This is a genomic window from Bradyrhizobium sp. LA2.1 (assembly GCF_040547725.1).
Lineage (GTDB): Bacteria > Pseudomonadota > Alphaproteobacteria > Rhizobiales > Xanthobacteraceae > Bradyrhizobium > Bradyrhizobium barranii.
Map to the genome: position 1 here is coordinate 1 of NZ_JBEPQI010000046.1, position 11781 is coordinate 11781.

The 11781-nt window shown below is 60.8% G+C and carries 10 protein-coding genes and 3 pseudogenes; 7 read left to right on the forward strand and 6 right to left on the reverse strand.

What is annotated here, in order from left to right; all coding sequences use genetic code 11:
* Both ABIB95_RS45030 and ABIB95_RS45035 read left to right on the forward strand, forming a co-directional pair.
* Positions 1 to 168 (forward strand): annotated as a pseudogene (locus tag ABIB95_RS45030) (CoA transferase); the annotation flags it as partial.
* A gap of 407 nt (positions 169 to 575) precedes the next feature.
* The gene (locus ABIB95_RS45035; RefSeq protein ID WP_354248930.1) at positions 576 to 2378 is read left to right on the forward strand and encodes a chloride channel protein; all 1803 of its coding nucleotides are present in this window, start codon (positions 576 to 578) and stop codon (positions 2376 to 2378) included.
* Positions 2379 to 2424: 46 nt separating this feature from the next.
* On the opposite strand, the pseudogene ABIB95_RS45040 reads toward ABIB95_RS45035, so the two are convergent.
* Positions 2425 to 2637, reverse strand: a pseudogene (locus tag ABIB95_RS45040) (tripartite tricarboxylate transporter permease); the annotation flags it as partial.
* Between the two features lie 223 nt (positions 2638 to 2860).
* Here ABIB95_RS45040 and ABIB95_RS45045 point away from each other — a divergent pair.
* The gene (locus ABIB95_RS45045) at positions 2861 to 3859 is read left to right on the forward strand and encodes a glycosyltransferase family 2 protein (protein ID WP_166342841.1); all 999 of its coding nucleotides are present in this window, start codon (positions 2861 to 2863) and stop codon (positions 3857 to 3859) included.
* Between the two features lie 9 nt (positions 3860 to 3868).
* Positions 3869 to 4552 carry a class I SAM-dependent methyltransferase gene (locus ABIB95_RS45050; protein ID WP_354248911.1) on the forward strand — a complete coding sequence of 228 codons (684 nt, stop codon included), beginning with the start codon at positions 3869 to 3871 and terminating at the stop codon, positions 4550 to 4552.
* 404 nt (positions 4553 to 4956) lie between these two features.
* Here the strand turns inward: ABIB95_RS45050 and ABIB95_RS45055 are convergent, their stop codons facing one another.
* Positions 4957 to 5139 (reverse strand): hypothetical protein, encoded by a 183-nt coding sequence (locus ABIB95_RS45055; protein ID WP_354248912.1) that lies wholly within the window; start codon positions 5137 to 5139, stop codon positions 4957 to 4959.
* A gap of 236 nt (positions 5140 to 5375) precedes the next feature.
* On the opposite strand from ABIB95_RS45055, the gene ABIB95_RS45060 reads away from it, so the two are divergent.
* From ABIB95_RS45060 to ABIB95_RS45070, 3 genes and pseudogenes are all read left to right on the forward strand, one after another.
* Positions 5376 to 6347, forward strand: a complete 972-nt coding sequence (locus ABIB95_RS45060) for a fatty acid desaturase (RefSeq protein WP_354078456.1) — start codon at positions 5376 to 5378, stop codon at positions 6345 to 6347.
* Positions 6344 to 7345: a class I SAM-dependent methyltransferase gene (locus ABIB95_RS45065; protein ID WP_166342849.1), complete on the forward strand. Its 1002-nt coding sequence runs from the start codon at positions 6344 to 6346 to the stop codon at positions 7343 to 7345. Before ABIB95_RS45060 ends, ABIB95_RS45065 begins: the two co-directional genes overlap by 4 nt.
* A 174-nt stretch (positions 7346 to 7519) precedes the next feature.
* Positions 7520 to 7708: pseudogene (locus ABIB95_RS45070) on the forward strand (CoA transferase); the annotation flags it as partial.
* Positions 7709 to 7805: 97 nt separating this feature from the next.
* Here ABIB95_RS45070 and ABIB95_RS45075 read toward each other — a convergent pair.
* The 4 genes from ABIB95_RS45075 to ABIB95_RS45090 all read right to left on the reverse strand — a co-directional run bounded on the left by ABIB95_RS45075 (position 7806) and on the right by ABIB95_RS45090 (position 11411).
* Positions 7806 to 8114, reverse strand: a complete 309-nt coding sequence (locus ABIB95_RS45075; RefSeq protein WP_354248913.1) for a right-handed parallel beta-helix repeat-containing protein — start codon at positions 8112 to 8114, stop codon at positions 7806 to 7808.
* A 50-nt stretch (positions 8115 to 8164) separates the two neighbouring features.
* The gene (locus tag ABIB95_RS45080) at positions 8165 to 9679 is read right to left on the reverse strand and encodes a tripartite tricarboxylate transporter permease (protein ID WP_354248914.1); all 1515 of its coding nucleotides are present in this window, start codon (positions 9677 to 9679) and stop codon (positions 8165 to 8167) included.
* Positions 9680 to 9688: 9 nt separating this feature from the next.
* Positions 9689 to 10231, reverse strand: a complete 543-nt coding sequence (locus ABIB95_RS45085; protein ID WP_166342855.1) for a tripartite tricarboxylate transporter TctB family protein — start codon at positions 10229 to 10231, stop codon at positions 9689 to 9691.
* Between the two features lie 205 nt (positions 10232 to 10436).
* Positions 10437 to 11411: a Bug family tripartite tricarboxylate transporter substrate binding protein gene (locus ABIB95_RS45090; protein ID WP_354248931.1), complete on the reverse strand. Its 975-nt coding sequence runs from the start codon at positions 11409 to 11411 to the stop codon at positions 10437 to 10439.
* Between the last annotated feature and the right edge of the window lie 370 nt (positions 11412 to 11781).

Below are 11781 nucleotides of genomic sequence, written 5' to 3' on the forward strand. Positions count from 1 at the left end.
GAGGACCGCCACATCCGCCTGGTCGGCCAACCCGTCACGCTGTCGCGCACGCCGAGCAAGATGGTGGCGCGGCCGCCGGAGTTTGGGGAGCAGACGAGCGAAGTGCTCGCCGAGTTCGGCTTCGCCCCTGACGAAACTGCCGAACTGAGACGAGCGAAGGTCGTTTGACGTCGTGCAGCGCTAACGCGCACGGCCCGCTAGGGCCTGCGCACGGCTCGGGAATCGTCTCGCGGGCCTGCCTGAAGCGATCTGCCAAGGCGATCTCGGACCGAAGAATATCATGCTCCAGGGGAGCAGAACCGCGGGTCATCGTTGTCGTCCAACTCAAATCGTACCTGGCGGTCTGCTCCGGCGCGCATCTGAAGCGGTGCCGAGCCCATGCCTGCATCACCCGGATTCCCGAGCTGCCGCGCTAGGCTGCCTTCTCGCCTGATCTGCGAACCGGCCTTCCTGCCAGCAATTATCCGTTGATTTATATCGCTCTACGATATATTTCCGGCGCCGGCCGATGTGATCGGCGCCGCTTGATCATCCTCACAATCGCGTTATCCCGATCGAACCAAGATGCCCCGCCCATCCCCGCCAATTCACTGCCGCGCCTCGGCGACTTCACGACAGACCGGCGCGTTCTCATGCTGGTCGCCATGGCTGTCTTCGTCGGCGCGGGTGGCTCCGGTACGGCGTGGCTGTTGCTGCGCGCCATCGCGCTCGTCACCAATGCCGTGTGGCTGCACACGCTGAGCACGCAGACCCTCTCGACAGCCAATCTGAAACCCGACGCCTGGATGGTTGCGGCCCCGGCCATTGGCGGCCTCGTCATCGGCCTAATGGCGCGCTTCGGGTCCGAAAAAATTCGCGGCCACGGCATTCCTGAGGCGATCGAGGCGATCCTGATCGGCGGCAGCCGTTTGCAGCCAAAAGTTGCCGTCCTCAAGCCGCTGTCGTCGGCGATCTCGATCGGCACCGGTGGGCCGTTCGGCGCAGAGGGCCCGATCATCATGACCGGCGGTGCGGTGGGCTCTCTCTTCGCGCAATGCTTCCATCTCAGCGCGGCCGAGCGCAAGGCGTTGCTGGTGGCCGGTGCCGCCGCGGGAATGACGGCCATCTTCGGAACACCGATCGCCGCCGTCATGCTCGCCGTCGAGCTTCTCCTGTTCGAGCTGAAGCCGCGCAGCCTGATCCCCGTGATCGCCGCCTGCGTGGTCTCGTCGTCGCTGCGCCCCTGGCTGATCGGCAGCGGCGCACTGTTTCCGTTCGCCGGCCAGCTCGATCTGCCCTGGTGGGGGCCGCTTGCCTGCGTGGGCGTCGGCGTGGTCGCGGGACTGCAATCGGGATTGCTGACCACACTGCTATACAAGGCCGAGGATTTTTTCAGTCACCTGCCGATCCACTGGATGTGGTGGCCAGCGATCGGCGGACTGTTCGTCGGCGCCGGCGGCTTGATCGAACCGCGGGCGCTCGGTGTCGGCTACGACATCATCGGCGACCTGCTCAACGACAACATCGTGGTATTGGCCGCGGTGCTGATCCTGCTGGTAAAGTCCGCGACTTGGATCGTCGCCCTGGCGTCGGGCACATCCGGGGGCGTCCTCGCGCCGCTTCTCATTTTCGGCGGCTGCGTCGGCTGGCTCGAAGGACAATTGCTGCCGGGGTCGCATGGGGCCTGGGCGCTCGTCGGCATGGCCGCGATGATGGGTGGCACCATGCGCTCGCCGCTGACCGGTATCCTGTTCGCCGTCGAACTGACCGGCGACTTTCCGCTGCTCGGATCGCTTCTGATTGCCACGAGCGCCTCCTATGCGCTCACCGTATTGCTGCTCAAGCGTTCGATCCTCACGGAGAAAATCGCGCGGCGCGGCCAGCACGTGGTGCGCGAATACGGCATCGATCCCTTCGAACTGCTCCGCGTCAACGAAGTGATGGTGACGGACGTCGATACGCTGCCGGCAACGATGACGGTCGGCGAAGCGGTGACGTTCTTCTCCGGGAACGGGCGGCGTCACAAGTCCTATCCGCTGATCGATGCGGACGGTCAGGTCTCGGGTCTCGTCGGCCGCTCGGACGTCCTGCGCTGGCGAGCGGAAAGCGCCGACGGTCGCGACACCCTGTTCGACTGCGCCTCGGACCGCTCGCTCACACTCGGTTATCCCGACGAACCGGTGTCACATCTTGCGGATCGGATGGTTTTGGCCGACGTCGGGCGCGCGCCGATCGTCGAACGCGCGAGCGGGCATCTCGTCGGCCTGGTTGCCCGCAAGGATCTCCTGCGCATTCGCGCCACCGCAAGATCCGTCGAGAAGCAGCGCTCGGCCTTCTTCGGCCTTGGCCGCCGCAGCCCGTCAGAACAGGTGACCACCCTTGACGACGCGCGGCTTTAGACAGCGGATTCGCCTCGCCGACGATCTGCGCCTACGACCCTCTTTGCTAGTTCGACGCGGGTTTCGCCCGCCCCATCCATCCGGCGCGCCCAAGAAGACCGTCGATCACCGGCCAAAGTAGCAACAGGATGGCCAGCGTCGTGATCGGGCCGACCAGACCGTTCAACCAGAACACCTTGAGGTTGCCGCCGGACCCGATCATCGACAGGTGGAAGGCATCCTCGGCGCGGTTGCCGAGCACGAAGACTAGGGAGGCGGGCGTCGTCTGAGTCCGCTCACGACAGGGGCAGTCTCGCATTGGGTAAAACGTTGGATGCCTGTCTGTTCGGGGCCGCCCGGCCCGACCGGATAAGCCTATTGACCCTCCATCCCGGTTTTCACGAAAAAAGAGTCTCCGTTCCGGCCGTTCCTAGTTGTTCATGCAAGGCTGCTTTAACCACAGGTGCTCTAGATTTCAGCCCATTCAAAGCGGAATGAACCCAATGGCGATCGATTCCCGGACGGTTAGCTACAGCATCATTGTCCCGGTCTTCAATGAGGAGGCCGTTCTCCCGATGTTGCTGCGCCGGCTCGACCTGCTGCTGACCCGGCTCAACGGGCCGGCGGAGGTCATTATCGTCGACGATGGCAGCAGCGATTCCGGCACCATCGTGCTGGAAGCACTCGTCAAACGCGATCCGCGCTATCGCTTGATCGGCCTGTCGCGCAATTTCGGCCACCAAGTCGCTATTACCGCCGGCATGGACGCGGCGCAGGGCCAAGCGATTGTGGTTATGGATGCCGATCTGCAGGACCCGCCTGAGGTCGTGGAGCAACTCATCGCCAAATGGGAAGAAGGTTACGAAGTCGTCTATGCGCGGCGCCTGTCGCGCGCCGGCGAAAGCCGGTTTAAGCGCTCGACGGCCCATCTGTTCTACCGGATACTCGGGCGCATGACCTCGGTTCGGATTCCGGCCGACGTGGGTGACTTCCGCCTGATCGATCGCAAGGTGCTCGACGCGCTGCGCCAGATGCCGGAGCGGGACCGCTTCGTGCGCGGCATGATCGCCTGGCTCGGCTTCCGGCAGACTGAAGTGACCTTCCATCGCCTTGAGCGCGCGGCCGGCGAAACAAAATATCCTCTGCTCAAGATGACCCGTCTTGCGTTGGCTGCAGCGCTCGGCTTTTCCGATGTGCCCTTACGCCTGGCAATCTGGTGTGGGCTCGTGGTGTCGTGCCTGGCCCTCCTCTACGGCGGCTGGGTGCTTGTGCTGTGGATGAGCAAGGACAGCCACCTGGTTGCCGGCTGGTCCTCGACCATGGTCGTCATATCGCTCCTATGCGGACTTAACATGCTCATGACGGGCATCGTCGGGCTCTACATCGGCCGCATTCATGCCGAGGTGAAACACCGTCCACTCTACGTCGTGCAGAAGCGGTTGGGCTTCGATCGCGCCCAGGCTGCGCCGGCGAGCGCCGCAGCTCACGCCATGCACGAATAGTGAGCCCACATGAGCGAGCTCTTCGACCAGTACCGCAGCAATTACCGGGACGTCGTCCAATCATCGATCGACTTCTCGGGCCTGCCCCACAGCTTCTTCATGCGCTCCAAAGCCGACCTCCTGCGCGACCTAATCGCGCGGCGTCTCGGATCGGCAAGACCCGCGATGCTCGACGTCGGTTGCGGCGTCGGCAGCTTTCATCCGTTGCTGCGCGGCATGGTCGGCAGCTTGACCGGCATCGATGTTTCATCGGAGAGTATCGAGCAGGCGCGCGCCGACAATCCCGGCGGCGAGTACCGCGCCTTCGACGGCAGGAGCTTTCCCTTCGACGACGACAGTTTCGATATCGTGACTGCGATTTGCGTGCTGCACCACGTCGCGCCTGCCCAATGGACCAACTTCATCAATGAGATGCGGCGCGTGGCGCGCCCGGGGGGCCTTATCTGCATCATCGAGCACAATCCCCTCAATCCGCTTACCCGCCTTGCCGTTGCGCGCTGCGAATTCGATCGCGACGCCGTGTTGCTCAGCGCTCGCAAGGCACGGAGATTGATGGCGGCTAGCGGTTTGCAGAAGATCGGCGCGCATCATTTCCTACTGTTGCCCTGGGAGGCAGAGCCGGCACGCCGCGTCGAGGGCGCCTTGAGGCGTGTTCCGCTCGGCGCCCAATACGCCGCCTTTGGTACCGCCTGAACTATTTCTACAACACATCCAACCGCCGATGGGCGACCGCCACATTGTCGCTGAAGATGCATTGCCAGTCCGGCGGGCAGTGGAGCAGCGTCACCCCCGGCGTGTCCAGCTCAAGCAGTGTCGCATCAAGCTTTTATTCGTCGAGCGGCTTGAGAAAATCGCGCCTGATGGGGCCAAATAGACGCGCCCCAGAAGGCAATCACTACAAGAGCCAGCGCTCCAATTCCTAGTAGCAGAAGAACGGCTTCCAGCATGACGAATCAAGCTCCGTCCGCGAATAGGATATTCGTCGCGAAAGCCGGGATTAACCAAACGTCTTCCTGCACGGGACAGGGATCGGCGGCGCTCTCAGTAAGGACCTTGCCGGCTTCTGAGCTGTAGTTCCAGATTTTCATAGCGAGTTCTCAGTATTTGATCCACGCAAGCAGCGCGATATTGCGCGGCCGCGCCTCGGAGCCGCCGAACCCGCCGTTAACGCCACCGCTCGCGCCGGTAGTCGGCGACTGCGCGACAGCCGTAGCGCCACCAGGCGAATTGTAGAAGTGATACGGTGCGCAACTTGGTATCGGCGCCGAAGGGTCGGTCATGAGTTGCTCGATTATGGTTGCGAATTAGATTGTCGCCCCGCTGGGGGAATCTAATGATCCATCGGTTTGTTGCGCCCGGCTGCCGTTCGCTGTCCGTTCTCGCTCAACGCGTCTATCGGAGGATGGACCGGGAATGGAAATATTAACCTGACCTCTTCAACTTGAGCCAGACGGGGGCGAAACCAATGACGCTCGGCGCACGCTCAGGCGGCGAACCATCTCCGGGGTGACGGCAAATGATCGATAGTAATGATGACTATTCGCGAAGGTTTCAGGAACTAAGGCCATTTCTCGTAAATGACGAAGGTCTCAGATACGCGGACTTCATCAAGACGCTGACGCCCAACTATACGAGGCTCTATCTGGATATTGCGCTCGGCTACTTTGCGCTGATTGTTACTTTTGCGTTTGTCCGCGCCGTGCCCGTGGAAATGGACTATGGACTGCTATTTACTGTGTTTGCTGGTGCAATCTCTATTGGCTTCTGGATCGCCTACCTGCAACTGTTCCTTCATGAAGGCGCTCACTTCAATTTCGCCCCTGATAGAGGACAGAGTGATTTTCTATGCAACATTCTGGTTGCTTGGATGATAGGCACATCTGTTCAGCAGTACCGCATCACCCATTTTCAGCATCATCGCGCGCTCGGCAAAATCGACGACAGCGAATCGACTTATTTCTCCTCGCTTAATCTGGCATTTCTGATCAAGGCTCTGTTTGGCGTCCGAGTGATGGAAGTGCTGCGGTCGCGCACCGAACTCGAAGCTAAAGCCAAGAGGGTCGATCGAGGCACATGGGTCAGGCCCATGGGTCTCCTTGCGCACATTGCAATCGTCACGATTTCCTTCTTTTCTCGCGAGCTACTTTTTTGCGCCGCGTGGGTCCTGGGGACCGTGATGTTTTTCCCCCTCTTCGGCGCTCTTCGCCAGTTGCTGGAACATAGAGACCCCTCTGCGGATCCATGTGTCGATTACAATGAGCATGATCATGGCGCCTATACGAGGGTGTTTGGACCCGGCATATTCGCTTCGGTATTCGGAGCCGCGGGATTCAATCGCCACCTACTGCACCACTGGGAGCCGCAGGTTTCCTATACCAACTTGCATGAAATGGAGGCATATCTCCTCAAGACGGAGTTAGCATCGGTTATCGAGCAGCGTCGCTCCACATATTTGAAAACGTTCCTCAGTCTCTTCAGGTTCACATGACCAAAATTACGTGCCCGATTTGTGCCGATGGTTCTGTGCGTCATTTCGCGAAAGCCAACGACGTTGAGTATTTTACATCCGGCAGGCTCTTCGATTTCTACCGCTGTGACAGCTGCGATATTCTGTTCATTTACCCGATGCTGTCGGATCGGCTGAATGAAATCTATCCATCCAACTATTATTCGTTTCACGCCAATGCAGCCGATACCTTGGCACTACGCTTCAAGAAGCGTCTTGACGACAGGGCTTTCCAAGCAATCACCAAACAACTCAATGGAGAACGCCTGTCTGCATTAGACGTTGGAGGCGGAATCGGTTGGCTCCTCGACGGGCTGAAGAGAGCCGATTCCAGAATTGCTGATACAACCGTCGTAGACATTGATGCTGGAGCGGCCGATGTCGCCCGCGCCAAAGGTCACAACTTTCACCTCACGCCTATTGAAGGCTTCGAGACTGAAAAAACGTTTGACTTGATCTTGATGCTAAACCTGATCGAGCACGTTCCAGATCCGATCCAGATACTGAAAAAGGCAAAGAGCCTGCTTTCTCCTGGTGGTCTCATTTGGATTAAAACGCCCAACTACGACTCGCTAGACGCTCGTATTTTTAGATATCGTTCCTGGGGAGGATATCACACGCCTCGACATTTTGTTCTCTTCACCAAACCTAGCTTCATTCGTCACTGTGAATCCGCGGGCCTTCATGTTTTGAATTGCTCGTATACGCAAGGCGCCCCATTCTGGACCGTAAGCGCCATTAACGAATTAAAGCGCGTTGGCCTCGCGGAGGTGTCAGCTGCACGGCCATCGCTGCAGAACAGCCTTACTCCCTTTTTTCATCTGCTTTTTGCGGCGTTCGATTTTGTCAGGATGCCTTTCTCTAAGACGTCGCAGATGAATTGCATCCTCACGGCCCAATCATCCACTTCTGAGACATCATCGGCAACACCGATTTCGAGGGCGAAGTTGGGGTCAAGCAGGATTTCTGGCGGTGCGTGATCACGTCGCTCCAATAGGAATCAGCGCGCGGGCCGAATCCCGGCTCCATATGAATGCCATGGCTGAGAAGACTCCCGACGCTGCCTAGAAGAGCTGCGAGATCTGCGTGCAAGATCATCCGTTTGGCGAGAATTCTCCGACCTCTCTCAGCCATTACCCCACGCAAAGACCTGCGCTCAGGACGTGCCGAACGACGAGGACCGCCACATTCGACTGGTCGGCCAACCCGTCACGCTGTAGCGCACGCCGAGCAAGATGGTGGCGCGGCCGCCGGAATTCGGCGAGCAGACCGACGAGATCTGGAAGGAGTTCGGCCTCAGTGTAGACGAGATCGCGACGCTCCGGAACGCCAAGGTGGTGTGAAAGAACGGCCGCGTCGCGACAGCCGGCCTTTCGGGTCCGGGCCGCCGCGGTGATCACCATCGGTCGCGCATTGACGGCTTAAGCAACCATCTAGATCTTACGCAAACCGTCGAAGCGCGTGCCGACATTGCGGAGAAAGGTCGTTGTTGGACAGGTCGACCGATCCGCCGACTTGCTTGACGCCGATCGTGTTGAAGGAGATCGTCGTGGCGTCAATGTTGATGCCGCCGCCCGAGATGGCAATGCCGGCAACCGAGTTGCTTGACACGACCGAATAGCTGAGGTGAACGGCGGCGCCGGCACCCACGCCGATACCGCTGGCCGCGTTGATCACCTTGACGTTGCTGAGCGTCGCCTTGATCAAGCCCGCAGCCGCGCTTGCAATCGTAAAGCCGCTGCCTCCCATATCCCGTGGTGTTCACGACGTTCAGCGCTCCAGTTTCCAATCCGCTTGGGTCAAGCGGCAGGCTTCGCCCGCCGCAGCCATCCGACGCAGCGCAGCAAGCGGTCGATCACAGGCCAAAATAGCAGCACGATCGCCAAGGTTGTGATCGAGCCGACCAGGCTGTTCGACCAGAACACCTTGAGGTTGCCGCCGGACCCAATCATCGACAAGCGGAAGGCATCCTCGGCGCGGTTGCCGAGCACGAGCGCCAGGGTGAACGGCGCGAGCGGGATGCCGATCTTCTTGAAAACGTAGCCGACGACGCCGAAGCCCAGCATCAGCCAGATATCGAACATCGCGTTCTGGATCGCATAGGCGCCGATCGCGCAGGACACCACGATCATCGGCGCCACCGCGGCGAACGGCACCCGCAGGATCGAGGCGAAGATTGGCACCGTCGTCAGCACTAGCACGAGACCGACGACATTGCCGAGATACATCGAGGCGATCAGGCCCCAGACGAAGTCCTTGTGTTCCACGAACAGCAGCGGACCCGGATTGAGTCCCCACACCATCAACCCGCCGAGCAGGATCGCGGCCGTGCCGGAACCGGGAATACCGAGCGCCAGCATCGGCAGCAGCGCCGAGGTGCCGGAGGCATGCGCCGCCGTCTCCGGTGCGAACACGCCCTCGATGCGGCCCTTGCCAAAGCTCTCGGGATCCTTGGCGAAGCGTTTTGCGAGGTTGTAACCTATGAAGGAGGCCGCGATCGCGCCGCCCGGGGTGATGCCGAGCCAGCAGCCGATGAAGGAGGAACGCAGCAGCGTCGCCCAGTATTTCGGCAGGTCCTTCCAGACGCTCAGCACGACGCGGAGCGAAATGGTCGCCGCGTGTCCGCGCAGCGCCAGCCGCTCCTCCATCGTCAGCAGGATCTCGCTGATGCCGAACAGGCCGATAACGGCAACGAGGAAGTTAATGCCGCGCAAGAGCTCTGACGAGCCAAAGGTCATGCGCAGATTACCCGACACCGTGTCCATGCCGACGCCGGCGAGCAGAAGGCCGAGTGACATCGAGATGACCGTCTTGTGCTTGGCCTCGCGTCCGAGACCGACGAAGGAGCAGAAGGTCAGCAGATAAACAGCGAAGAACTCGGGCGGACCGAACTTCAACGCAAAGGACGAGATCATCGGCGCGAGGAAGGTGATCAGCAGCACCGCGACCAGCGAGCCGATGAAGGAGGACGTGAACGCCGCGGTCAGCGCCTCCGCCGCCCTGCCCTGCTGCGCCATCGGATAGCCGTCGAAGGTGGTGGCAACCGACCAGGCCTCGCCCGGGATGTTGAACAGGATTGAGGTGATGGCGCCGCCGAACAGCGCGCCCCAGTAGATGCAGGACAGCATCACGATCGCCGAGGTTGGATCCATCGTGAAGGTGAGCGGCAGCAGGATCGCAACGCCGTTGGGGCCGCCGAGCCCGGGCAGCACGCCGACGAAGATGCCGAGCACCAGCCCGACCATCATCAGCACGAGCGTCTTCCACGTCAGCAAGACGGCGAAGCCATGAAGCAAGAGACCGAAAGCTTCCATCGTGAGCGCCTAGTAGCCGAAGGCCGCTTCGAGCGGCCCTTTCGGCATGATGACGTCGAAGGCGATGTCGAAGGTGACGAACATGATCGCCGTGAACAGGAAGGCCGTGAGCAGCGACTTCCACAGCGCGATCTTGCCGACGAGCCGCATGAAGCCCACGATCAGGAGGAAGCTCGCGACGTAGAGGCCGAGGAACTGCATCACCAGGCAGAACAGCAGCGTCGGCACGAACACCGCCATCACACGGCGCGCTTGCGCACGCGTGACGAAGCTTTCGGATGCAGCGCGGTGCGCCACAAAGGCTGCAATCAGGCCATAGAGGCTGCCGCCACCGAGGATGACGGAGAGATAAAACGGGAAATAGCCGGGCTCCGGCCCGGTCGAATCCCAGGAGGCGCCGGTGCGCCAATTGTCATAGCCAAGCGTTGCGGCCAACGCGAGCAACAGCAGGCAGACGAATATCTCGATCGTGCCGGAGGAGACGACAGAGGGTGAGTCGTCTTCAGGCGCGGTCGGATCGTCGACGACGATTTCAAGTTCGGTTTGGGACATGAGCTGCTTTGCAAAAGCCGGGAGTGATGTCACCTCGCCCCGCTTGCGGGAAGAGGCAGAGGCCGCGTCCGCGGCCGTTTTCTAGAACGCCGAAGCGCCGGGTGAGGGGGACTCTCCGCGAGTCCGCCTGCCACTCTCTTCGGGGAGAGAGCCCCTCACCCCTGCCCTCTCTCCGTAAGAACGGGGAGAGGGAGAAGAGAGACGGCTACTTCGCGACGAATCCGGCTTCCGTCATCAGCGACTTGTTGGTGGCGTCGTCCTCCTCGAGGAATTGCACCATGTCCTTGCCGGTGAGGAAGATCGGCTTCAGCGCCTGCTTTTCCATGTAGTCCTTGTATTCCGCGGTCTGCGTCACCTTGTGGAACAGATCGACATAGAACGCCTGCTGCTCCGGCGTGACCTTGCCGGGCAGGAACATCGCGCGCAGCATCAGATACTGGACGTCGACGCCCTCCTCCTTGCAGGTCGGGATGTCGGCCCAGGATTGCGTGTCCGTCACCTTGCTGGTGTAGGAGATGCGCTCCTTGTCGAACACGCAGAGCGGGCGCACCTGGCCGGCACGCCAGACTTCGAGATTTTCGCTCGGGTTGTTGACGTTGGATTCGGTGTGGTTGCCGACGAGCTGGGTCGCGGCCTCGCCGCCGGATTTGTAGGGCAGATAGGAGAATTTCGCGCCGGTCTTCTGCTCGAGGAAGACGGTCAGCACGTGATCCTCGCGCTTGGAGCCGGTGCCGCCCATCTTGAACGGCGAACTCGCCGCCTTCGCGGCCGCGACGAATTCCTTCACCGTCTTCGGACCTGCGCTATTGTCCCACAGCACGAACTGGTCGAGCGCGATCACCGAGACCGGCGTCAGCTCGCGCCAGTTGAACGGGATCTTCGCCGACAGCGGCAGCATGTAGATCAGCGAATAGGCGATCAGCACCTTGTTCGGGTCGCCTTCGCTGGACTTCATGTATATCAGCGCTTCCGCGCCTGATGCACCGCCCTTGAGCGAGACGACGATTGGCTGCTTCATCAGATTGTTCTTCTGGATCGCGGCCTGCATCATCCGCGCCATCTGGTCGGAGGCGCCGCCCGCGCCTGCCGCCACCACGATCTCGACGGGCTTGGTCGGCTCCCAGCCGGCAAAAGCCGGCGCGCCGCAAAGCGTAGCCGCCAGCACGACCGCGGCCTTCATTCCATGTCCCACGTGCGTCTCCCCAAGTTTTCGCCGATGTTCTTGTTCGGATTGGCAATTCGCGAAGCGAATTGCATTGTGCGGGCGAATGCCGGCCAGTTCAAGCCGGCCCGGCGCCGCTCCGCTTATGACTTTGGAATGAGATCGATTGCAAGCTCGACCGCCGAAATCTCGGGACTGGAATAGAAGGCGAGCCCCCAAATCAACGTTGCAGTTCGGGTTGCCCCCTACGATCGTTCGGGAATTACCTGCTGTTTGGCGGTGAGAGATAATTTGTCACAGCTTTGTGCCACAAAGCCCGCGAGATCATCGGCGGATGGGCCAGCACGCGGATGCAACCGATATGATCACTGGTCTCCAGTCGCTTCAG

Bases quoted from the DNA above. Each gene is read 5' to 3' on its own strand.
- ABIB95_RS45085 (WP_166342855.1), bottom strand. From the start codon at position 10,231: ATGTCCCAAACCGAACTTGAAATCGTCGTCGACGATCCGACCGCGCCT.
- ABIB95_RS45060 (WP_354078456.1), top strand. From the start codon at position 5,376: ATGATCGATAGTAATGATGACTATTCGCGAAGGTTTCAGGAACTAAGG.
- ABIB95_RS45045 (WP_166342841.1), top strand. From the start codon at position 2,861: ATGGCGATCGATTCCCGGACGGTTAGCTACAGCATCATTGTCCCGGTC.
- ABIB95_RS45075 (WP_354248913.1), bottom strand. From the start codon at position 8,114: ATGGGAGGCAGCGGCTTTACGATTGCAAGCGCGGCTGCGGGCTTGATC.
- ABIB95_RS45080 (WP_354248914.1), bottom strand. From the start codon at position 9,679: ATGGAAGCTTTCGGTCTCTTGCTTCATGGCTTCGCCGTCTTGCTGACG.
- ABIB95_RS45055 (WP_354248912.1), bottom strand. From the start codon at position 5,139: ATGACCGACCCTTCGGCGCCGATACCAAGTTGCGCACCGTATCACTTC.
- ABIB95_RS45065 (WP_166342849.1), top strand. From the start codon at position 6,344: ATGACCAAAATTACGTGCCCGATTTGTGCCGATGGTTCTGTGCGTCAT.
- ABIB95_RS45090 (WP_354248931.1), bottom strand. From the start codon at position 11,411: ATGAAGGCCGCGGTCGTGCTGGCGGCTACGCTTTGCGGCGCGCCGGCT.
- ABIB95_RS45050 (WP_354248911.1), top strand. From the start codon at position 3,869: ATGAGCGAGCTCTTCGACCAGTACCGCAGCAATTACCGGGACGTCGTC.